Origin of the sequence: Acidovorax sp. LjRoot194, assembly GCF_964253015.1 — a bacterium.
In the GTDB taxonomy this organism is placed as follows: Bacteria; Pseudomonadota; Gammaproteobacteria; order Burkholderiales; family Burkholderiaceae_C; genus Acidovorax.
Window position 1 is genome coordinate 1,185,973 of sequence record NZ_CAXUQB020000001.1, and the last position, 19,761, is coordinate 1,205,733.

Below are 19,761 nucleotides of genomic sequence, written 5' to 3' on the forward strand. Positions count from 1 at the left end.
GTTCATAGACACAAGATTCAAGGACACCGTCATGGGAAAGACCACCGGCTTCATGGAATTCGAGCGCATCGAAGAGGGCTACAAGCCCGTCGGCGAGCGCCTGAAGCACTACAAGGAATTCGTCATCGGCCTCGATGACTCGCAGGCCAAGATCCAGGGTGCACGCTGCATGGACTGCGGCACGCCGTTCTGTAACAGCGGCTGCCCTGTCAACAACATCATTCCGGACTTCAACGACCTGGTGTACCAGCAGGACTGGAAGAGCGCGATCGCGGTGCTGCACAGCACCAACAACTTCCCCGAGTTCACCGGCCGCATCTGCCCCGCGCCCTGCGAGGCCGCCTGCGTGCTGAACGTGAACGACGACGCCGTGGGCATCAAGTCCATCGAACACGCGATCATCGACCGTGCCTGGGAAGAAGGCTGGGTGCTGCCGCGCCCCGCCAAGCACCAGACCGGCAAGAAGGTCGCCGTGGTGGGCTCCGGCCCTGCCGGTATGGCAGCAGCACAGCAGCTGGCACGCGCCGGCCACAGCGTCACGCTGTTCGAGAAGAACGACCGCATCGGCGGTCTGCTGCGCTACGGCATCCCCGACTTCAAGATGGAGAAGTCGCACATCGACCGCCGCGCCAAGCAGATGGAAGCCGAAGGCGTGACCATCCGCACCAGCGTGTTCATCGGTGCTGCCAAGGACGGCCTGGGCAAGGATTCCAAGGTCACCAACTGGGCCAAGGAAACCATCACGCCCGAGCAGCTGCAAAAAGACTTCGACGCCGTGGTGCTGACCGGTGGCGCCGAGCAATCGCGTGATCTGCCCGTGCCTGGCCGCGACCTGGACGGCATCCACTTCGCGATGGAGTTCCTGCCCCAGCAGAACAAGGTCAACGCGGGCGACAAGCTCAAGGGCCAGCTGCGCGCTGACGGCAAGCACGTCATCGTGATCGGTGGCGGCGACACCGGCAGCGACTGCGTGGGCACCAGCAACCGCCACGGCGCCGTCAGCGTCACGCAGTTCGAACTGATGCCCCAGCCACCCGCCGAAGAAAACCGCCCCATGACCTGGCCCTACTGGCCAATCAAGCTGCGCACCAGCTCCAGCCACGACGAAGGCTGCGAGCGCGAGTTCGCCATCTCCACCAAGGAGTTCATCGGCGAAAAGGGCAAGGTCACGGGTCTGAAGACCGTGCGCGTGGAGTGGAAGGACGGCAAGATGGTCGAGGTGGCGGGCTCCGAGACGGTGCTCAAGGCCGACCTGGTGCTGCTGGCCATGGGCTTTGTGAGCCCGGTGGCTGCCGTGCTCGAAGCCTTTGGCGTGGACAAGGACGCCCGCGGCAACGCACGCGCCACCACCGAGTTTGACGGCGGCTATGTCACCAACGTGCCCAAGGTGTTCGCCGCTGGCGACATCCGCCGCGGCCAGTCGCTGGTGGTGTGGGCGATCCGCGAAGGCCGCCAGGCGGCCCGGGCTGTGGACGAGTTCCTGATGGGTTATTCGGACCTGCCCCGCTGAGCGGTCCACCGCTCAAAGCCTGCTTTGCACAGGCCTCCGTCCCATAAAAAACGGCGCCATCTGGCGCCGTTTTTTATGGTGCGGCCGCAAAAGCGATTGGTGCCAGCTGGAGCCAGTCAGTCACTTGGTGAGCCGGTCAGCAAGAACCTCGGTTGGCAGAGGCAAAGAAAGGCTGAACGATCCTCGACCGCCTGGGTGTCGTCCCGACCTGGACGCCCTGAATCACAAGCCAGCGCAGAGTCCCCGTTGCTCCCGTACCACCCGACCTGACCATCCAGCCCGCATTTTCTGCCGCGCAAGCCTTGCCTCCACCCGGTTTGGCCTTTCTTGGCACAATCGGGGGCTGTGTCGGTAGGGGGTGAGTACCTAGGAGCCAAGGTTCGCCGCCTGCATCCCGGAGACCCCATTTGCAAACATACATGAATGTATGTTTAAGTCTTCGGCTACCATCGCAGCACTCGCTTCCCCCTGTTTCCTGGTTCCGGCCAGCCTTGGATCGCTGAGATCCGTCCCTTTTTTGCATGCCCGAGTCCCCCTTCCTCGCTGAGTTGCGCAACGTCACGTTTTCATACGGTGACCGCACGATCCTGCGCGACGTGACGCTGTCCGTGCCGCGCGGCAAGGTCACGGCCCTGATGGGCGCCTCCGGCGGCGGCAAGACGACAGTGCTGCGCCTGATCGGTGGGCAGCAGAAGGCACAGAGCGGCCAGGTGCTGTTCGACGGGCAGGACGTGGGCGGCCTCGACGCGGCCGGCCTGTATGCCGCGCGCCGGCGCATGGGCATGCTGTTCCAGTTCGGGGCCTTGTTCACCGATCTGTCGGTGTTCGAGAACGTGGCGTTCCCCCTGCGCGAGCACACCGACCTGGCCGAAACACTGATCCGTGACGTGGTGCTGATGAAGCTGCACGCCGTGGGTCTGCGCGGCGCGCGCGACCTCATGCCCAGCCAGATATCGGGCGGCATGGCACGGCGCGTGGCGCTGGCGCGTGCCATTGCGCTGGACCCCGAGCTCGTCATGTACGACGAGCCGTTTGCCGGGCTGGACCCCATCTCGTTGGGCACCGCCGCGCAGCTCATCCGCCAGCTCAACGACGCCATGGGCCTGACCAGCATCATCGTCTCGCACGACCTGGAAGAAACCTTCCGCCTGGCCGACCACGTGATCATCCTGGGCGCCGGCGTGGTGGCGGCGCAGGGCACGCCCGATGAAGTGCGTGCCAGTACCGACCCGCTGGTGCACCAGTTCGTGAACGCGCTGCCCACAGGGCCTGTGCCTTTCCACTACGCGGGGCCCTCTGCCGAAGAAGACTTCGGCCCGCTCGGAGGCAAGGTGCTATGAGTTGGTACAAGCCGTCCGACGTGGGTTTTGCCGTGCGCCAGAAGCTGGCCGACATCGGCATGGCAGCGCGCCTGTTCGTGCGGCTGCTGCAGCTGGGCGGCGCCGCCTTCATGCGGCCTGCGCTGGTGCGCGACCAGATCCACTTCCTGGGCAACTATTCGCTGGCCATCATTTCGGTGTCCGGCCTGTTCGTGGGCTTTGTGCTGGGCCTGCAGGGCTACTACACGCTGCAGCGCTACGGCTCGTCCGAGGCGCTGGGCCTGCTGGTGGCGCTGTCGCTGGTGCGCGAGCTGGGCCCGGTGGTCACGGCCTTGCTCTTTGCAGGACGGGCGGGCACATCGCTCACGGCCGAGATCGGGCTGATGCGCGCGGGCGAGCAGCTCAGCGCGATGGAAATGATGGCGGTCGACCCGGTGCGCCGCATCCTGGCGCCGCGCTTTTGGGCCGGCGTGATCACCATGCCCCTGCTGGCGGCGGTGTTCAGCGCCGTGGGCGTGATCGGCGGCTGGATCGTGGGTGTGGTCATGATCGGGGTGGACCATGGCGCGTTCTGGAGCCAGATGCAGGGCGGCGTGGATGTGTGGCGCGACGTGGGCAATGGCGTGATCAAGAGCGTGGTGTTCGGCGTCACGGTCACCTTCGTGGCGTTGCTGCAGGGCTTTGCGGCCAAGCCCACGCCCGAGGGTGTGGCGCGCGCCACCACCCGCACCGTGGTGATGGCGTCCCTGGCCGTACTGGCGCTGGACTTCATCCTCACTGCCCTGATGTTCAGTATCTGAGGCCGGCGCAGCAGCTGGCAAAGAGGAATCAAACAATGCAACCATCCAAAAACGACCTCTGGGTAGGGCTCTTCGTCATGCTCGGCACCGTGGCGCTGGTGTTTCTGGCGCTGCAGGCGGCCAATCTGCTGAGCCTGAACTTTCAGTCCGGCTACCGCATCACCGCGCGCTTTGACAACATCGGCGGCCTCAAGCCCCAGGCCGCGGTGCGCGGCGCCGGCGTGGTGGTCGGGCGCGTGGAGTCCATCACGTTCGACGACAAGACCTACCAGGCCCGCGTGACGCTGGCGATGGAAAACCGCTACGCTTTCCCCAAGGACAGCTCGCTCAAGATCCTCACCAGCGGCCTGCTGGGCGAGCAGTACATCGGCATCCAGGCCGGTGCCGACGAAAAGAATCTCGTGGCCGGCGACATGGTCACTTCCACGCAGTCCGCCGTGGTGCTCGAGAACCTGATCGGACAATTCCTCTACAACAAGGCCGAAGACGGCAGCAACAGCAAGCCCGCAGGGGCAGGTGACAAGAAATGACGACGATGACCAAGCTTTCCCAACCTACCGCCCGCGCCGCCGCGTGGCTGGCCTTCCTGCTGGGCGCAGTGCTGCTCACCGGCTGCGCCACCGTGGCCAACCCCGACCCGCGCGATCCGTTCGAGTCGTACAACCGCAGCATGACCAACTTCAACGAGCAGGTCGATTCGCTGGTGCTCAGGCCGGTCGCGATTGCCTACAAGGACGTCACGCCAGCGCCGGTGCGCACCGGGGTGAGCAACTTCTTCGCCAACATCGGCGATGTGTGGTCGTTCGTGAACAACGTGCTGCAGCTGCGCGGCGAGGCGGCCGCATCCACCTTCATGCGGGTCAATGTGAACACCCTCATGGGCCTGGGCGGCGTGCTCGATATCGCCAGCGAACTGGGCATCGACCGCTACAAGCAGGACTTCGGCCTGACGCTCGGTTACTGGGGCGTGGACACGGGGCCGTACCTGGTGCTGCCCATCCTGGGCCCATCGACCGTGCGCGACACGCTGGCGCTGCCGGTGGACATGAAGGGCAACGTGGTCAGCTATGTGGACCCCGTGTCGGCCCGCAACTCGCTGTACGCGCTGCGTGCGGTGGACGTGCGCGCCAACCTGCTGCGCGCGGGCTCGGTGCTCGACAGCGCCGCGCTGGACAAGTACAGCTTCACGCGTGACGTGTTCCTGCAGGTGCGCAGCCAGCAGCTGGTGAGCACGGCAGTGAACGGTGACGACAAGGAAGACCGCAACGGCAACGACGGCGTGCTGCCTCAGGAGCCTCCGCGCTGATTGCGCGCCGCGCTGTGGCGTCAGTCGCCGCGGCGCGTTGGTTGCACTTGCTTGCAACCCGCAACCCGGGCGACGCACAGGGCCATCGCGCTCCGCACACAATGAAATGAATGCAGGGCGCCACCGGCGCCCGCAGCCTTCGACTAGAAAGTAGACACATCATGATGAACCGACGCACCCTGGGCCAAGCCGCCTTGTGCCTGACCGCTGTGGCCGCACTGGGCCTGCCCTTCGCTGCGCTGGCGGCGGACGAAGCGCCCGACGCGCTGATCAAGCGCCTGTCGGCCGACGTGCTGACCACCGTAAAGTCCGACAAGGCCATCCAGGGCGGCGACCTCTCCAAGATCATCGCGCTGGTCGACAAGACCGTGATGCCCAACGTGAACTTCCGCCGCATGACCGCCGCTGCCGTGGGCCCCGGCTGGCGCCAGGCCACGCCCGAGCAGCAAAAGCGCCTGCAGGACGAGTTCAAGATCCTGCTGGTGCGCACCTATGCCGGCGCGCTGGCCCAGGTGAACGATCAGACCATCCAGGTCAAGCCCCTGCGGGCCGCGCCCGAGGACAAGGACGTGCTGGTGCGCACCGAGATCGTCGGCCGTGGCGACCCCATCCAGCTCGACTATCGCCTGGAAAAGACCCCTGGCGACGGCGCTGGCTGGAAGATCTACAACCTGAATGTGCTGGGCGTGTGGCTGGTGGAAACCTACCGCGGCCAGTTCGCGCAAGAGATCAATGCCAAGGGTGTCGACGGCCTCATCGAGACCTTGGTGGCTCGCAACAAGAGCAACGCAAGTAAATAAGTGATGCTCCCCCTGAGCCGCTTCGCGTCATCCACCTCTCTCGCTGCGCTGCGCGCTGCGGGAGGGGGACGCACCCGGTGGCCTGGCAGAGCCAGTTCCACGGGTGCACTGGCTGGGCCGCGCCGGTTGCAACGGTCAGGGGTTGCGTTTGAAGTCTGGGGAGTTTGAGATGCTCGTCCTGCCTGCCGAACTCACCCACCGCCAGGCCACGGCCTGCCTGCACATGCTGTTGCAGGGCCTGAAGGTGCACCGCGAGCCGGGGGTGGTGGTCGATGCGAATGCGCTCACCGTGTTCGACACGTCGGCGCTCGCCGTGCTGCTCGAGTGCCGGCGCGAGGCGCTGGCCATGCGCAAGACGTTCTCCGTGCAGGGCCTGCCCACCGCGCTGCGGGGCATGGCGGGCCTGTACGGCGTGGGCACCTTGCTCACTCCGGCGTCCTGATCCTGCGGTGTCGCCATGCCGCGTCGCGCAGCCGTGGCGTCTCTGGTGCGGCCCCACGCGGGCGCAGTTCGGGGCTAGGCCGTAAAATCAGGGGCTCCATGCCCGCAGTCTCATTCCAAGCCGTCTCCAAGACCTTCTCCACGCCCAAGGGCCCTTTCCAGGCGCTGAACAACGTCAGCCTGGATATCCAGGAGGGCGAGTTCTTCGGCCTTCTGGGCCCCAACGGCGCAGGCAAGACCACCCTCATCAGCATCCTGGCGGGCCTGGCCCGCGCCAGTCAAGGGAGGGTGCTGGTGCAGGGCAGCGATGTGCAGGCCGACTATGCCGACGCGCGCCGCAAGCTCGGCATCGTGCCGCAGGAGCTGGTGTTCGACCCGTTCTTCAACGTGCGCGAATCGCTGCGCATCCAGTCGGGCTACTTCGGCGTGAAGAACAACGACGCCTGGATCGACGAGCTGCTCGAGAACCTGGGCCTCACCGACAAGGCTAACTCCAACCTGCGCCAGCTCTCGGGCGGCATGAAGCGCCGCGTGCTGGTGGCGCAGGCGCTGGTGCACAAGCCGCCGATCATCGTGCTGGACGAGCCCACCGCCGGTGTGGACGTCGAGCTGCGCCAGACGCTCTGGCACTTCGTGGCGCGCCTGAACAAGGAAGGCCACACCGTGCTGCTGACCACGCACTACCTCGAAGAAGCCGAGGCGCTGTGCGGGCGCATCGCGATGCTCAAGACCGGCCAGATCGTGGCGCTCAACCGCACCAGCGAGCTGCTGCAGGCGGCCTCGGGCAGCGTGCTGCAGTTCAAGACCGACGCTGTGCTGCCGCCATCGCTGGCCACTGTGGCGCGTGTCACGGGCCGCATTGTGCAACTGCCCGCACACGACGCCGCCGAGATCGAAAGCCACCTGGCCGCGCTGCGCGTGGCGGGCGTGGATGTGAACGACATGGAGATCCGCAGGCCTGACCTGGAGGACGTGTTTTTGCAGGTCATGTCCGGCACATCCGCATCGAATATTTCCCTGGACAAGATCGCGATATGACCGGCTGGCAGACCCTGTTCTACAAAGAGGTGCTTCGTTTCTGGAAGGTCAGCTTCCAGACCGTGGCCGCCCCGGTGCTCACCGCCGTGCTGTACCTGCTGATCTTCGGCCATGTGCTGGAAGACCACGTCAAGGTCTACGACCGCATCAGCTACACCGCGTTTCTGGTGCCCGGCCTCGTGATGATGAGCGTGCTGCAGAACGCGTTTGCCAACAGCTCGTCCAGCATCATCCAGAGCAAGATCATGGGCAGCCTGGTGTTCGTGCTGCTCACGCCGCTGTCGCACTGGGCGTGGTTCTGTGCCTATGTGGGCTCGTCCATCGTGCGCGGTCTGGCGGTGGGGCTGGGGGTGTTCATCGTCACGCTGGCGTTTGCGCGGCCTGAGTTTGCCGCGCCGCTGTGGATCCTGGCGTTCGCCTTTCTGGGTGCGGCGCTGCTGGCCACGCTGGGGCTGCTGGCGGGCCTGTGGGCCGACAAGTTCGACCAGATGGCTGCGTTCCAGAACTTCATCATCGTGCCCATGACGTTCCTGTCGGGCGTGTTCTATTCCATCCAGTCGCTGCCACCCTTCTGGCAGACGGTGAGCCACCTGAATCCGTTCTTCTACATGATCGACGGCTTTCGCTACGGCTTCTTCGGCCAGAGCGACACCTCGCCCTGGCTGAGCCTGAGCATCGTGGGCGTGGCCTGGCTGCTGGTGAGCGCGCTGGCGGTGCACCTGCTGCGCACCGGCTACAAAATCAGAAACTAGCTGCACCTCCCTGAGTCGCTTCGCGCCTGCGCTGGCATGGTTCAGCGGCGTGAGCGCTACCCCCAGCAACGGACCCATGACATGACCGCAGAAGAACTCCAGAACATCATCACCGCCGGCCTGGCCTGCGAACACATCACGCTCGAAGGCGATGGCCGCCACTGGTACGCGACCATCGTCTCGGCCGAGTTCGAAGGCAAGCGCTCCATCCAGCGCCACCAGCGGGTGTACGCCACGCTGGGCGCCAAAATGCAGACCGACGAGGTGCACGCGCTGTCGATGAAGACCTTCACGCCCACCGAGTGGGCAGCGCAGCCGAAATAATCTCGGTAGCTATGATTTTTATAGCTGCTACCGCTTGCTTAGAGCGCGGTAGCGGCATTTTTTACCCCTATTCCTGGTTCTTTTCGAGATGGACAAACTCCTGATCCGCGGTGGACGCAGCCTGCAGGGCGAGGTGCTGGTCTCCGGCGCCAAGAACGCCACGCTGCCCGAGCTGTGTGCGGCGCTGCTCACCGCCGAGCCGGTGACCCTGCTGAACGTGCCGCAATTGCAGGACGTGGCGACCATGCTCACGTTGATCCGCAACATGGGCGTCACGGCCAGCCGCTCGGATGACGGCACCGTGCTCATCGACGCCAGTGCGCTGAGCACGCCCGAGGCACCGTACGAGCTCGTCAAGACCATGCGGGCGTCGGTGCTGGCCCTGGGCCCGCTGCTGGCGCGTTTTGGCGAGGCGACGGTCTCGCTGCCCGGCGGCTGCGCCATCGGCTCGCGGCCGGTGGACCAGCACATCAAGGGCCTCACGGCCATGGGCGCCGAGATCGTGGTCGAGCACGGCTACATGATCGCCAAGCTGCCCGCCGGCTGGACGCGCCTGAAGGGCGCGCGCATCACCACCGACATGGTCACCGTGACCGGCACCGAGAACTTCCTCATGGCCGCGGCGTTGGCCGAGGGTGAAACGGTACTCGAGAACGCCGCTCAGGAGCCCGAGATCATCGACCTGGCCGAGATGTTGATCGCCATGGGCGCGCAGATCGAAGGCCACGGCACCAGCCGCATCCGCATCCAGGGCGTCGACAAGCTGCGCGGCTGCACCCACCGCGTGGTGGCCGACCGCATCGAGGCCGGCACCTTCCTGTGCGCGGTGGCTGCCACGGGCGGTGACGTCACGCTGCGCCACGGCCGCGCCGACCACCTAGACGCTGTCATCGAAAAGCTGCGCGAAGCCGGCGCCGAGGTGCAGGCAGTGGACGGCGGCATCCGCGTGAAGAGCGCAGGCGGCGCCACGCTCAAGGCCCAGGGGTTCCGCACCACCGAATACCCGGGTTTCCCGACCGACATGCAGGCCCAGTTCATGGCGCTCAATTGCATCGCGCAGGGCACGGCCACCGTGACCGAGACCATCTTCGAAAACCGCTTCATGCACGTCGACGAACTGGTGCGCCTGGGCGCCAAGATCCAGACCGACGGCAAGGTCGCCATCATCGAGGGCCTGAGCACCACATCCAGCCGCCTGTCGGGCGCCACCGTGATGGCCACCGACCTGCGTGCGTCGGCCAGCCTGGTCATCGCCGGCCTGGTGGCCGACGGCGAAACCATGGTGGACCGCATCTACCACCTGGACCGTGGCTACGACTGCATGGAAGCGAAACTGCGCGGCATCGGCGCCCAAATTGAACGGATCACAGCATGAGCAGCAGCATGATTACCCTGGCCCTTTCGAAAGGCCGCATCTTCGACGAAACCTTGCCGCTGTTGGCCGCTGCCGGCATCGAGGTGCTGGAAGACCCCGAAAAATCCCGCAAGCTCATCCTGACCACCAACCAGCCCGACGTGCGCGTGGTGCTGGTGCGCGCCACCGACGTGCCCACCTACGTGGAATACGGCGGTGCCGACATCGGCGTGACCGGCAAGGACACCCTGATCGAGCACGGCGGCCAGGGCCTGTACCAGCCGCTTGATTTGCGCATCGCCAAGTGCCGCGTGAGCGTGGCCGTGCGCAGCGACTTCGACTACGAGCGCGCCGTCAAGCAGGGCTCGCGCCTGAAGGTGGCCACCAAGTACACCAGCATCGCCCGCGACTTCTTTGCGAGCAAGGGCGTGCACGTGGACATGGTCAAGCTGTACGGCAGCATGGAACTCGCCCCGCTGATCGGCTTGGCCGACGCCATCGTCGATCTGGTGTCCACCGGCAACACGCTCAAGGCCAACCACTTGGTGGAGGTCGAACGCATCATGGACATCAGCTCCTACCTGGTCGTGAACCAGGCCGCGCTCAAGCTCAAGCAGGCGCCACTGCGCCGCATCATCGATGCGTTTGCGGGTGCCATTCCCAAAGACTGACCATTGCCCCCGCCCAGCGCCGTGACGAGCGTCCCGCAGCAGCCCGCCGATTTCGCCGACATTGCGCGCCTGATCGCCGCCAGCCGGCAGCAGGCCGTGCAGACGGTCAACATCCTGCTGGGGGGCGATGGGGTGGTGGCGCAACTGGCGGGCTATCTGGCGCAGACGCAGCCAGGACTGCGTGGGTTCACCTACCGCAACCTGTTCAGAATGCGGCATTTCTACGAGGCCGATCCCGCCCGCGAAATTGTGTCAGCGCTGCTGACACAATGGCCCTGGACGCATCACCTCGTCATCCTGGGCCAGAGCCACGCCCCGAAAAACGTGAGTACTACCTGCGTCTGCGTGCGGTGCAGGGCAAGGGACGCTGGAGCGGCGATTCAAAACCGCTCCGTTCGAGCGCACCGTGCTGCCCCGCAAAAGTCGCACCGCTGGCGGGACAAATCCACCCTGACAGCCGGATGAGGCCACCGACTGAAGAATGACTATGAAATCAATAGCTGCCCCCGCTTACCTGTCCACGGCTGAAGCCGATTTTGAGCAAAAATTTCAGCAGCGCCTGCACTGGTCTGCCGACACCGACGCCGCCATCGAGCAGCGTGTGGCCGACATCCTGGCCGATGTGCAAAAGCGGGGCGACGACGCCGTGCTGGAGTACACCGCCCGTTTCGACGGCCTCGCGGCCCCCGACGTGGCGGCACTGGAGCTGACCCAGGCGGACTTCAAAGCCGCTTTCGACGCCATTCCGCAGGCCCAGCGCGACGCGCTGCAGGCCGCCGCCAAGCGCGTGCGCAGCTACCACGAGGCGCAGAAAAAAGCCTCGGGCGAAAGCTGGAGCTATCGTGACGAGGACGGCACCCTGCTGGGCCAGAAGGTCACGCCGCTGGACCGCGTGGGCATCTACGTGCCCGGTGGCAAGGCGGCGTACCCGTCCAGCCTGCTGATGAACGCCATCCCGGCCCACGTGGCCGGCGTGCAGGAAATCATCATGGTCGTGCCCACGCCCGTGCGCGGCAGCGTGGCCACGGGTGGCTCGGGCGCGCAGCTTGCCTCCGACAAGGGCGAGCGCAACGACCTGGTGCTGGCGGCTGCCTACGTGGCGGGCGTCACGCGCGCCTTCACCATTGGCGGTGCGCAGGCCGTGGCCGCGCTGGCCTACGGCACGGCCACGATTCCGAAGGTCGACAAGATCACCGGCCCGGGCAACGCCTATGTGGCCAGCGCCAAGAAGCGCGTGTTCGGCACGGTGGGCATCGACATGATCGCGGGCCCGAGCGAAATCCTGGTGCTGGCCGACGGCAGCACGCCGCCCGACTGGGTCGCGATGGACCTCTTCAGCCAGGCCGAACACGACGAGCTGGCCCAGAGCATCCTGCTGTGCCCCGACGCGGCCTACATCGCCGCCGTGCAGCGCGAGATCGACCGCCTGCTGCCCACCATGCCGCGCGCCGAAATCATCGCCAAGAGCCTCAACGGCCGGGGCGCGCTGATCCTCACCAAGGACATGGAAGAAGCTTGCGCGATCAGCAACCGCATCGCACCCGAGCATCTGGAAGTGAGCTCTACCGACCCGCACCGCTGGGAGCCGCTGCTGCGCCACGCGGGCGCGATCTTCCTGGGGGCCTACACGAGTGAGTCCCTGGGCGACTACTGCGCGGGCCCCAACCACGTGCTGCCCACCAGCGGCACGGCCCGCTTTTCGTCGCCCTTGGGCGTGTACGACTTCCAAAAGCGCAGCAGCATCATCGAGGTGAGTGAAGCCGGTGCCCAGGTGCTTGGAAAAATCGCCGCCGAGCTGGCCTACGGCGAGGGCCTGCAGGCCCACGCACAGGCGGCCGAGATGCGCCTGAAGACCCCCCTCAAGCCGCGCTGACGGCGCCGACCGGGCCCAGAGGCAGGGCCCCGCCCGCCCCACCCGCCGCGCTGCCGGTGTGCGGCACCACGGCCAGGGCCAGGGGTGCTGCCGAGGGCACAGGCGGATACGCAGCGTCTTGCACCGCTCGGTGCTTCGCCCAGTTCAGCCGCGCGGGCCGGCTGCCTTCGGCGCTCACCCGCAGCCGCACCGGGCCAGCGAACGACAGGCGCTGCCCGGCCTCCAGAAAATAGTCTTCCAGCAGGCCGTCGCAGGTCACCCAGACGCGGCCTTGCTCGACCTCGAGCAGGGCGATGTCGCCCGCGCGGAAGTCCAGCACCTGGACGGCCTGCAGCGGCGGCAGCGGCTGACGCTTCCATTGCAGGGTGAGGGGCACCGCAAGCTGGGCGGGCAGCGTGGGCAACGGCGGGGTGGGGGTGTGGTGCAGCGTGTTCATGCCTCCACTGTGCGGCCAGGCCGCGCGCGGCGCCACGGACAGGCTCGCACGACCTGATCCAGTACAGATGGTCTGTACTGGCCATCTGTACTGTACGGGGTGCACTTGCTCTGTACTGGCTGTTTTTGCGGCTGCCAGTACAGAATGCAGCCATGGCCTCCACCGACGACGCACCCCCGCTCTACCTCCAGATCGCCGAGCAGCTCGCGCAGCTGATCCGCAATGGCACGCTGGCGCGCGGCGAAAAGCTGCCGTCCGTGCGCGAGCTGGCCCGCCAGCACGGCGTGGCGCAGACCACGGTGGTGCAGGCCTACCACTGGCTGGAGGATGCGCGGCTGGTCACCGCGCGCCCGCGCTCGGGCTTCTTCGTGGCAGCGCGGCCGGTGAGCCTGCCCGAGCCCAGCACGCCGCGCCCCATGCGCCGCCCGCGCGAGGTGTTTGTGGACTGGCTGGGCCAGCGCATCCTGGGGCGCAACCAGCCCGAGGACATGATCTCCTTTAGCAGCGGCACCCCGGGCTTCGAGCTGTTCAACCCCGACCGCGTGCGCCGCGCCGTGGTGCGCGCCGCGCAGCGCCACCGCAACCTGCTGTGCACCTACCCCACGTCGGCCGGGCACGAAGATGCGCGCCGCGCCCTGGCCCGCTACGCCGTCGGCATGGGCTGCAGCCTGGACCCCGAGAACATCGTGGTCACCGGCGGCTGCATGGACTCCATCGCGCTGTGCCTGCGGGCCGTGACCCAGCCGGGCGACGTGGTGGCGCTGGAGTCGCCGACGCATTTTTCGTTTCTGGAGGTGCTCCAGGGCCTGCACCTGCGCGCGCTGGAGATCCCCACGCACCCGCGCCACGGTTTGTCGCTCGATGCGCTGCAGCTGGCGCTGGACACCCAGCCGGTCAAGGCCGTGATGATCGTCCCCACGCTCAGCAACCCGCTGGGCAGCTGCATGCCGCAGGCCGAGCGCAAGCGACTGGCGCAGATGGCGGCGCGGCACGACATGGCAGTCATCGAGGACGCGATCTACAACGACCTGGTGGAGGTCGACGAGATGCGCCGCACCGTCAAGTCGTACGACACCACGGGCCACGTGATGCTGTGCGATTCGTTTTCGAAGACGCTGGCGCCGGGCCTGCGCCTGGGGTGGCTGGAGGCCGGGCGCTGGAGCGACAAGGTGCGTGGCATCAAGGACCTGCAGGCGGGCGGCCAGTCGGCCGTGCTGGAGCTGGCGCTGGCCGACCTCATCACCCAGGCCGGCCACGCCGCCGCCATGCGCCAGCTGCGCGCGGGCGTGGCGGCGCGCATGGACGAGGCGCGGCGGGTGATCGCATCGCACTTCCCGCAGGGCACCCGGGTGAGCGACCCGCCCGGCGGCCTGCTGATGTGGCTGGAGCTGCCGCGCGCGCTCGATTCGGTGCAGCTGCACGAGGCCTGCCTGGACCAGAAGATCCTGATCGCGCCCGGGACGGTGTTCAGCACCAGCGGACGGTTTCGCAACTGCCTGCGCATCGGTGTGGGGGGCGACTGGTCGCCCGCCCACCTGCAGGCGCTGCGCACCGTGGGCGACATGGCCACGCAGATGCTGCAAAGCCAGCGGCAGGCTGCGTAGTTCAAAGGCACAAGGCAAATTGAATACACGAACTTCGTGGTGCACGAACTTCGTGTAATATCAACCGCATGAAAAACGTCACCGTGACCATGGACGACACCGTTGCCGAATGGGTGCGCGTGGAAGCCGCCAAGCGCGGCAGCAGCGTGTCGCGCTTGCTCGGTGAATGGCTGGCCGAAAAGATGCGCCAGGAGGACGCCTACGCCCAGGCAATGCGCGAGGCGCTGGGCTTTGAATCCTGGGGCGCGTCCACCGGGCCGTACGTGCCCCGCGAGACCTTGTTTCTGCGCTGAATGGTGGACACCCTATGAGCACCGTCCCCATCTTTGTCGACACTGAAATTTTGCTGGCCAGCGTGGACGACCGCGATGCCGAGCGCCAGGCGCGTGCCCGCGAGTGGATGAACTTTTGCTGGCAGACGCGCAGTGGCCGCATCAGCTCGCAGGTGCTCAACGAGCTGTACAACCAGGCAATCCAGCGCTTTGACGGCCCGCAGGTGCTGCAGCAGGTGCGCGCCCAGGTGCGCCGCCTGCGCGTGTGGCTGCCGCCGCACCTCGACTCCTACACCGTGGACGGCGCCTGGGACTTGCAGGACCGCTACCGCCTCGGCTACTGGGATGCGCTCATCCTCTCATCCGCCCACCAGCAGGGCTGCCGCTATTTGCTGACCGAGGCGCTGCCACACGACCAGCCGCTGGACGCCGTGCGCCCCATCAACCCGTTTCTCACCACCCCCAACGAACTGGACACCGCCGAATGACCAACGCCGCTCCATCTTCACCGCTCCAGGCCCTGGCCCGCATTCGCGCCGACGTGCGCGCCATGCACGCGTACGGCGTGCAGCCGTCCACCGGCATGCTCAAGATGGACGCGATGGAGAACCCGTTTCGCCTGCCCGCGCACCTGCAGGCCGCGCTGGGCCAGCGCCTGGGCGCGCTGGCGCTCAACCGCTACCCCGGCGACCGCCTGCTGGACCTGAAGGCGGCGCTGGCCCAATACGCCGGCCTGCCCGAGGGCTACGGCATCGTGCTGGGCAACGGGTCGGATGAGCTCATCACCTTGCTGGCCCTGGCCTGCGCGCAACCCGGCACGGGCCAGCGCGCCACCATGCTCGCGCCCATGCCGGGCTTTGTGATGTATCCGCTGTCGGCGCAGTTGCAGGGCCTGGAATTTGTCGGCGTGCCGCTCACGCCCGACTTCGAGCTGGATGAACCCGCCATGCTGGCCGCCATCGCGCAGCACAACCCCGCCATCACCTACATCGCCTACCCCAACAACCCCACGGCCACGCTGTGGGACGAAGGCGCAGTGCAGCGCATCATCGACGCCGCGGGCGCGCAGGGCGGCATCGTGGTCATGGACGAGGCCTACCAGCCGTTTGCCAGCCGCACCTTCATCGACCGCATGCGGGCCGAGCCTGCGCGCAACGCCCACGTGCTGCTGATGCGCACGCTCAGCAAGTTCGGCCTGGCGGGCGTGCGCCTGGGCTACCTCATCGGCCCCGCTGCCTTTGTGAGCGAGATCGACAAGGTGCGCCCGCCCTACAACGTGAGCGTGCTCAACTGCGAGGCCGCGCTGTTCGCGCTGGAACACGCCGAGGTGTTCGCCGAGCAGGCCGCCGAGATCCGCGCCGAGCGCACCAAGGTCCTGGCGGCCCTGCGGCAGATGCCCGGCATCGAAAAATGCTGGGACAGCGAGGCCAACATGATCCTCATCCGCGTGGCGGATTCCGCCCGGGCGTACGAGGGCATGAAAAACCGCAAGGTCCTGGTCAAGAACGTTTCTACAATGCACCCACTGCTGGCCAACTGCCTGCGCCTGACGGTCGGCAATGCCGACGACAACGCCCAGATGCTGGCCGCCCTGCAAGCCTCCCTATGACTTCCTCCGCACTCGTAACCTCCAATCCGTCCGGCGCCACGCCCGACCCGATGGCCGACCGCATCGCCGAAGTCAGCCGCAACACCGCCGAGACGCGCATCCGCGTGCGCATCAACCTCGACGGCACGGGCCAGGCCAAGCTGCACACCGGCATCGGCTTCTTCGACCACATGCTCGACCAGATCGCCCGCCACGGGCTGATCGACCTCGACATCGACTGCGAAGGCGACCTGCACATCGACGGCCACCACACGGTCGAAGACGTGGGCATCACGCTGGGCCAGGCCTTTGCGCGTGCCGTGGGCGACAAGAAGGGCATCCGCCGCTACGGCCACGCCTACGTGCCGCTCGACGAAGCGCTGTCGCGCGTGGTGGTCGATTTCTCGGGCCGCCCGGGGCTGCACATCGACGTGAAGTTCACGGCCGGCAGCATCGGCCAGCTCGATACGCAGCTGGTGTACGAGTTCTTCCAGGGCTTCGTGAACCACGCGGGCGTCACGCTGCACATCGACAACCTCAAGGGCTTCAACGCCCACCACCAGTGCGAAACCATCTTCAAGGCGTTCGGGCGCACGCTGCGCGCGGCGCTGGAGCGCGACCCGCGCTCGGTAGGCGTCATCCCGTCCACCAAGGGTTCTTTGTGAGTTTTTTGAATCAAATCAAGCGCTAGCGCTTGATGGATAAGCGCTAGCAGCTATGAATATGGAAGCAAAAACCGTCGCCGTCGTGGACTACGGCATGGGCAACCTGCGCTCGGTGTCGCAGGCCGTGCAGGCCGCTGCCGAGGGCACCGGCTGGACCGTGGTCGTCACCCAGCGCCCCGACGACGTGCGCGCCGCACAGCGCATCGTGCTGCCAGGGCAGGGCGCCATGCCCGACTGCATGCGTGAGCTGCGCGAATCGGGCCTGCAGGAATCGGTGCTCGAAGCCGCTGCCAGCAAGCCCATGTTCGGCGTGTGCGTGGGCATGCAGATGCTGCTGGACCACAGCGCCGAGGGGCCCAATGGCGGTACCCCGGGCCTGGGCCTGATCCACGGCCAGGTGAGCAAGTTCGACCTGATCGGCCGCACCCAGCCCGACGGCAGCCGCTACAAGGTGCCGCAGATGGGCTGGAACCAGGTGCACCAGATGCCGGACGCAGGTCGTGCGGGCGCGGTGCACCCGGTCTGGGCGGGCGTGCCCGACGGCAGCTACTACTATTTCGTGCACAGCTTCTACGCGCAGCCGCAGGATGCGGCGCATTGCGCGGGGCAGACCGACTACGGCGGTTTGTTCGCAGCGGCCATTGCGCGCGATAATATTTTCGCGACGCAATTCCACCCAGAGAAAAGCGCGGAGCACGGCCTGGCCCTGTACCGCAACTTCCTGCACTGGAATCCGTGATCCTTCCGCGCACTCCTTGCTTCTTTCACCAGCCCGTTCGGTCCGAGCCCTGACTCGTCCTTTTTCGCGAACCCTTCCACCACCACCATGCTGCTCATTCCCGCCATCGATCTGAAAGACGGTCATTGCGTTCGCCTCAAGCAAGGCGATATGGACCAATCCACCACCTTCGGCGAAGACCCGGCGGCCATGGCACGCAAGTGGCTGGAGGCGGGCGCGCGGCGCCTGCACCTGGTGGACCTGAACGGTGCCTTTGCGGGCGTGCCCAAGAACTTCGCCGCCATCAAGTCCATCCTCAAAGAGGTGGGCGAAGAGATTCCGGTGCAGCTCGGCGGCGGCATCCGCGACCTGGACACCATCGAAAAGTACATCGACGGCGGCCTGCGCTACGTGATCATCGGCACGGCGGCGGTCAAGAACCCCGGCTTCCTGAAGGACGCGTGCAGCGCCTTCGGCGGCCACATCATCGTGGGCCTCGACGCCAAGGACGGCAAGGTCGCCACCGACGGCTGGAGCAAGCTCACGGGGCACGAGGTGGTGGACCTGGCCAAGAAGTTCGAGGACTGGGGCGTCGAGTCCATCATCTACACCGACATCGGCCGCGACGGCATGCTGTCGGGCATCAACATCGATGCCACGGTCAAGCTCGCGCAGTCGCTGTCCATCCCGGTGATCGCATCGGGCGGCCTGTCGAACATGGCCGACATCGAGCAGCTGTGTGCCGTGGAGAGCGAGGGCGTCGAGGGTGTGATCTGCGGCCGTGCGATCTACAGCGGCGACCTCGACTTTGCGGCCGCACAGGCCCGTGCCGACGAATTGAATGGGTGACCCCCCTGAGCGGCTGCGCCGCTTCCCCCCAGGGGGACGACGCCAGTGGCCTGGCGAAGCCAGTTCCACGGCGTCTGCTGGCCTCGGCAGCGCCCCATCCACGAATCGCTGACTGACTGACCGACATGCTCGCCAAACGCATCATCCCCTGCCTCGACGTCACTGGAGGCCGCGTGGTCAAGGGTGTCAATTTTCTGGAGCTGCGCGATGCGGGCGACCCCGTCGAGATCGCCGCACGCTACAACGCGCAGGGCGCCGACGAGCTCACCTTCCTGGACATCACCGCCACCAGCGACGGGCGTGACCTGATCCTGCCCATCATCGAAGCCGTGGCCAGCCAGGTGTTCATTCCGCTCACGGTGGGTGGCGGCGTGCGCACGGTCGAGGACGTGCGCCGACTGCTGAACGCGGGCGCTGACAAGACCAGCTTCAACTCGGCCGCGATTGCCAACCCCGACGTGATCGATGCCGTGTCCGCCAAGTACGGCGCGCAGTGCATCGTGGTCGCCATCGACGCCAAGCGCCGCTCGGCCGAGGACGCGCAGCGCATCGGCGCCCACGGCCAGCCTGTGGGCGAAGGCTGGGACGTCTACAGCCACGGCGGGCGCAAGAACACGGGCCTGGACGTGGTGGCCTGGGCCACCGAGATGGCGCGCCGCGGTGCCGGCGAAATCCTGCTGACCAGCATGGACCGCGACGGCACCAAGGCGGGCTTCGACCTGACGCTGACCCGCGCGGTGAGCGACGCGGTGACCGTGCCCGTGATCGCCTCGGGCGGCGTGGGCAACCTCGACCATCTGGCCGACGGCGTGCAGCAGGGCGGGGCGGACGCGGTGCTGGCCGCCAGCATCTTTCACTACGGCGAATACACCGTGGGCCAGGCCAAGGCCCGCATGGCCGAGCGCGGCATTCCCGTGCGGCTCTAGGGTCATTGCTATCAAAAATATAGCTGATGCCGCTTGTTCAGCCTGCGGCAGGCTCTGAAAAAGCGTCAAACTTCGGGCGGGATGGCCCCGTCCCGGAATCCAAATCGCCGACAATCCCTTTCATGAACTGGCTCAACGAAGTGAAATGGGATGCGCAGGGCCTGGTGCCCGTCATTGCGCAAGAGCAGGGCACGGGCGACGTGCTGATGTTTGCGTGGATGAACCGCGAGGCGCTGGAGAAAACCGCTGAACTCGGCCGCGCCGTGTACTACAGCCGCTCGCGCAGCAAGCTGTGGTTCAAGGGCGAAGAGTCCGGCCACGTGCAGACGGTGCACGAGATCCGGCTCGACTGCGACAACGACGTCGTGCTGCTCAAGGTCACCCAGCTCGGCCACGAGCCGGGCATCGCCTGCCACACGGGCCGCCACAGCTGTTTTTTCAGCGTGCTCAAGGACGGCGCCTGGACGACTGTCGATCCGGTCTTGAAAGACCCCGAATCCATCTACAAATAAAGA

At 66.5% G+C, this 19,761-nt stretch carries 24 protein-coding genes; 23 read left to right on the plus strand and 1 reads right to left on the minus strand.

Annotated elements, in window-relative coordinates:
* Positions 1 to 31: 31 nt before the first annotated feature.
* From ACSQ3N_RS05435 to hisD, 14 genes are all read left to right on the plus strand, one after another.
* Positions 32 to 1,510, plus strand: a complete 1,479-nt coding sequence (locus ACSQ3N_RS05435; RefSeq protein ID WP_056173448.1) for a glutamate synthase subunit beta — start codon at positions 32 to 34, stop codon at positions 1,508 to 1,510.
* A gap of 521 nt (positions 1,511 to 2,031) precedes the next feature.
* A complete protein-coding gene (locus ACSQ3N_RS05440; RefSeq protein WP_056173451.1) occupies positions 2,032 to 2,850 on the plus strand; it encodes an ABC transporter ATP-binding protein in 819 nt (272 codons plus the stop codon).
* Positions 2,847 to 3,629: a lipid asymmetry maintenance ABC transporter permease subunit MlaE gene (gene mlaE, locus ACSQ3N_RS05445; protein WP_056173454.1), complete on the plus strand. Its 783-nt coding sequence runs from the start codon at positions 2,847 to 2,849 to the stop codon at positions 3,627 to 3,629. Before ACSQ3N_RS05440 ends, mlaE begins: the two co-directional genes overlap by 4 nt.
* Before the next feature lie 35 nt (positions 3,630 to 3,664).
* Positions 3,665 to 4,159 carry an outer membrane lipid asymmetry maintenance protein MlaD gene (gene mlaD / locus ACSQ3N_RS05450; protein ID WP_056173457.1) on the plus strand — a complete coding sequence of 165 codons (495 nt, stop codon included), beginning with the start codon at positions 3,665 to 3,667 and terminating at the stop codon, positions 4,157 to 4,159.
* 5 nt (positions 4,160 to 4,164) lie between these two features.
* A complete protein-coding gene (locus ACSQ3N_RS05455; RefSeq protein WP_369817192.1) occupies positions 4,165 to 4,935 on the plus strand; it encodes an MlaA family lipoprotein in 771 nt (256 codons plus the stop codon).
* A gap of 161 nt (positions 4,936 to 5,096) precedes the next feature.
* Complete coding sequence (locus ACSQ3N_RS05460; protein ID WP_056173461.1) at positions 5,097 to 5,735, plus strand: MlaC/ttg2D family ABC transporter substrate-binding protein; 639 nt, start codon at positions 5,097 to 5,099, stop codon at positions 5,733 to 5,735.
* Between the two features lie 169 nt (positions 5,736 to 5,904).
* Entirely contained in the window at positions 5,905 to 6,177 is a 273-nt protein-coding gene (locus ACSQ3N_RS05465) for an STAS domain-containing protein (RefSeq protein ID WP_056173465.1), read from the plus strand.
* 98 nt (positions 6,178 to 6,275) lie between these two features.
* Positions 6,276 to 7,214, plus strand: a complete 939-nt coding sequence (locus tag ACSQ3N_RS05470) for an ABC transporter ATP-binding protein (RefSeq protein ID WP_056173468.1) — start codon at positions 6,276 to 6,278, stop codon at positions 7,212 to 7,214.
* Positions 7,211 to 7,966, plus strand: coding sequence for an ABC transporter permease (locus tag ACSQ3N_RS05475; protein ID WP_056173471.1), 756 nt, complete (start codon positions 7,211 to 7,213; stop codon positions 7,964 to 7,966). The genes ACSQ3N_RS05470 and ACSQ3N_RS05475 overlap by 4 nt, the downstream gene beginning before the upstream one ends.
* Positions 7,967 to 8,047: 81 nt before the next feature.
* Positions 8,048 to 8,290 carry a BolA family protein gene (locus ACSQ3N_RS05480; RefSeq protein WP_056173475.1) on the plus strand — a complete coding sequence of 81 codons (243 nt, stop codon included), beginning with the start codon at positions 8,048 to 8,050 and terminating at the stop codon, positions 8,288 to 8,290.
* Positions 8,291 to 8,378: 88 nt separating this feature from the next.
* On the plus strand, positions 8,379 to 9,665 hold the full coding sequence (gene murA, locus ACSQ3N_RS05485; protein WP_056173478.1) for a UDP-N-acetylglucosamine 1-carboxyvinyltransferase: 1,287 nt from the start codon (positions 8,379 to 8,381) through the stop codon (positions 9,663 to 9,665).
* A gap of 8 nt (positions 9,666 to 9,673) precedes the next feature.
* Complete coding sequence (hisG, locus tag ACSQ3N_RS05490; RefSeq protein ID WP_056173594.1) at positions 9,674 to 10,315, plus strand: ATP phosphoribosyltransferase; 642 nt, start codon at positions 9,674 to 9,676, stop codon at positions 10,313 to 10,315.
* A 21-nt stretch (positions 10,316 to 10,336) separates the two neighbouring features.
* Positions 10,337 to 10,780, plus strand: a complete 444-nt coding sequence (locus tag ACSQ3N_RS05495; RefSeq protein ID WP_056173481.1) for a DUF1016 N-terminal domain-containing protein — start codon at positions 10,337 to 10,339, stop codon at positions 10,778 to 10,780.
* Between the two features lie 22 nt (positions 10,781 to 10,802).
* On the plus strand, positions 10,803 to 12,188 hold the full coding sequence (gene hisD / locus ACSQ3N_RS05500) for a histidinol dehydrogenase (RefSeq protein WP_056173485.1): 1,386 nt from the start codon (positions 10,803 to 10,805) through the stop codon (positions 12,186 to 12,188).
* On the opposite strand, the gene ACSQ3N_RS05505 is transcribed toward hisD, so the two are convergent.
* Positions 12,175 to 12,624, minus strand: coding sequence for a DUF2917 domain-containing protein (locus ACSQ3N_RS05505; RefSeq protein WP_056173488.1), 450 nt, complete (start codon positions 12,622 to 12,624; stop codon positions 12,175 to 12,177). The two genes, hisD and ACSQ3N_RS05505, sit on opposite strands and share 14 nt — an antisense overlap.
* Positions 12,625 to 12,776: 152 nt before the next feature.
* Between ACSQ3N_RS05505 and ACSQ3N_RS05510 the strand changes: the two genes are divergently transcribed.
* The 9 genes from ACSQ3N_RS05510 (at position 12,777) to hisI (ending at position 19,758) form a co-directional block, all read left to right on the plus strand.
* A complete protein-coding gene (locus ACSQ3N_RS05510) occupies positions 12,777 to 14,228 on the plus strand; it encodes a PLP-dependent aminotransferase family protein (protein ID WP_436145776.1) in 1,452 nt (483 codons plus the stop codon).
* Positions 14,229 to 14,296: 68 nt separating this feature from the next.
* Positions 14,297 to 14,521 (plus strand): hypothetical protein, encoded by a 225-nt coding sequence (locus ACSQ3N_RS05515; protein WP_010462084.1) that lies wholly within the window; start codon positions 14,297 to 14,299, stop codon positions 14,519 to 14,521.
* 14 nt (positions 14,522 to 14,535) lie between these two features.
* Entirely contained in the window at positions 14,536 to 14,988 is a 453-nt protein-coding gene (locus ACSQ3N_RS05520) for a PIN domain-containing protein (RefSeq protein ID WP_056173494.1), read from the plus strand.
* Complete coding sequence (hisC, locus tag ACSQ3N_RS05525) at positions 14,985 to 16,109, plus strand: histidinol-phosphate transaminase (RefSeq protein WP_436145777.1); 1,125 nt, start codon at positions 14,985 to 14,987, stop codon at positions 16,107 to 16,109. Before ACSQ3N_RS05520 ends, hisC begins: the two co-directional genes overlap by 4 nt.
* Positions 16,106 to 16,753, plus strand: coding sequence for an imidazoleglycerol-phosphate dehydratase HisB (hisB, locus tag ACSQ3N_RS05530; RefSeq protein ID WP_056173502.1), 648 nt, complete (start codon positions 16,106 to 16,108; stop codon positions 16,751 to 16,753). Before hisC ends, hisB begins: the two co-directional genes overlap by 4 nt.
* A gap of 52 nt (positions 16,754 to 16,805) precedes the next feature.
* Positions 16,806 to 17,492, plus strand: coding sequence for an imidazole glycerol phosphate synthase subunit HisH (gene hisH, locus ACSQ3N_RS05535; RefSeq protein ID WP_056173504.1), 687 nt, complete (start codon positions 16,806 to 16,808; stop codon positions 17,490 to 17,492).
* An 87-nt stretch (positions 17,493 to 17,579) separates the two neighbouring features.
* Complete coding sequence (gene hisA / locus ACSQ3N_RS05540) at positions 17,580 to 18,320, plus strand: 1-(5-phosphoribosyl)-5-[(5-phosphoribosylamino)methylideneamino]imidazole-4-carboxamide isomerase (RefSeq protein ID WP_056173506.1); 741 nt, start codon at positions 17,580 to 17,582, stop codon at positions 18,318 to 18,320.
* Positions 18,321 to 18,445: 125 nt separating this feature from the next.
* Positions 18,446 to 19,246 carry an imidazole glycerol phosphate synthase subunit HisF gene (gene hisF, locus ACSQ3N_RS05545; protein ID WP_056173510.1) on the plus strand — a complete coding sequence of 267 codons (801 nt, stop codon included), beginning with the start codon at positions 18,446 to 18,448 and terminating at the stop codon, positions 19,244 to 19,246.
* 113 nt (positions 19,247 to 19,359) lie between these two features.
* On the plus strand, positions 19,360 to 19,758 hold the full coding sequence (gene hisI / locus ACSQ3N_RS05550) for a phosphoribosyl-AMP cyclohydrolase (protein WP_436147922.1): 399 nt from the start codon (positions 19,360 to 19,362) through the stop codon (positions 19,756 to 19,758).
* Positions 19,759 to 19,761 lie beyond the last annotated feature (3 nt).

Bases quoted from the DNA above. Each gene is read 5' to 3' on its own strand.
- ACSQ3N_RS05505 (WP_056173488.1), bottom strand. From the start codon at position 12,624: ATGAACACGCTGCACCACACCCCCACCCCGCCGTTGCCCACGCTGCCC.
- hisD (WP_056173485.1), top strand. From the start codon at position 10,803: ATGAAATCAATAGCTGCCCCCGCTTACCTGTCCACGGCTGAAGCCGAT.
- ACSQ3N_RS05520 (WP_056173494.1), top strand. From the start codon at position 14,536: ATGAGCACCGTCCCCATCTTTGTCGACACTGAAATTTTGCTGGCCAGC.
- hisH (WP_056173504.1), top strand. From the start codon at position 16,806: ATGAATATGGAAGCAAAAACCGTCGCCGTCGTGGACTACGGCATGGGC.
- ACSQ3N_RS05480 (WP_056173475.1), top strand. From the start codon at position 8,048: ATGACCGCAGAAGAACTCCAGAACATCATCACCGCCGGCCTGGCCTGC.
- ACSQ3N_RS05435 (WP_056173448.1), top strand. From the start codon at position 32: ATGGGAAAGACCACCGGCTTCATGGAATTCGAGCGCATCGAAGAGGGC.
- hisF (WP_056173510.1), top strand. From the start codon at position 18,446: ATGCTCGCCAAACGCATCATCCCCTGCCTCGACGTCACTGGAGGCCGC.
- hisB (WP_056173502.1), top strand. From the start codon at position 16,106: ATGACTTCCTCCGCACTCGTAACCTCCAATCCGTCCGGCGCCACGCCC.
- mlaE (WP_056173454.1), top strand. From the start codon at position 2,847: ATGAGTTGGTACAAGCCGTCCGACGTGGGTTTTGCCGTGCGCCAGAAG.
- ACSQ3N_RS05460 (WP_056173461.1), top strand. From the start codon at position 5,097: ATGATGAACCGACGCACCCTGGGCCAAGCCGCCTTGTGCCTGACCGCT.
- ACSQ3N_RS05440 (WP_056173451.1), top strand. From the start codon at position 2,032: ATGCCCGAGTCCCCCTTCCTCGCTGAGTTGCGCAACGTCACGTTTTCA.
- hisA (WP_056173506.1), top strand. From the start codon at position 17,580: ATGCTGCTCATTCCCGCCATCGATCTGAAAGACGGTCATTGCGTTCGC.
- ACSQ3N_RS05465 (WP_056173465.1), top strand. From the start codon at position 5,905: ATGCTCGTCCTGCCTGCCGAACTCACCCACCGCCAGGCCACGGCCTGC.
- ACSQ3N_RS05515 (WP_010462084.1), top strand. From the start codon at position 14,297: ATGAAAAACGTCACCGTGACCATGGACGACACCGTTGCCGAATGGGTG.
- ACSQ3N_RS05470 (WP_056173468.1), top strand. From the start codon at position 6,276: ATGCCCGCAGTCTCATTCCAAGCCGTCTCCAAGACCTTCTCCACGCCC.
- murA (WP_056173478.1), top strand. From the start codon at position 8,379: ATGGACAAACTCCTGATCCGCGGTGGACGCAGCCTGCAGGGCGAGGTG.
- hisC (WP_436145777.1), top strand. From the start codon at position 14,985: ATGACCAACGCCGCTCCATCTTCACCGCTCCAGGCCCTGGCCCGCATT.
- ACSQ3N_RS05475 (WP_056173471.1), top strand. From the start codon at position 7,211: ATGACCGGCTGGCAGACCCTGTTCTACAAAGAGGTGCTTCGTTTCTGG.
- mlaD (WP_056173457.1), top strand. From the start codon at position 3,665: ATGCAACCATCCAAAAACGACCTCTGGGTAGGGCTCTTCGTCATGCTC.
- hisG (WP_056173594.1), top strand. From the start codon at position 9,674: ATGATTACCCTGGCCCTTTCGAAAGGCCGCATCTTCGACGAAACCTTG.
- ACSQ3N_RS05510 (WP_436145776.1), top strand. From the start codon at position 12,777: ATGGCCTCCACCGACGACGCACCCCCGCTCTACCTCCAGATCGCCGAG.
- ACSQ3N_RS05455 (WP_369817192.1), top strand. From the start codon at position 4,165: ATGACCAAGCTTTCCCAACCTACCGCCCGCGCCGCCGCGTGGCTGGCC.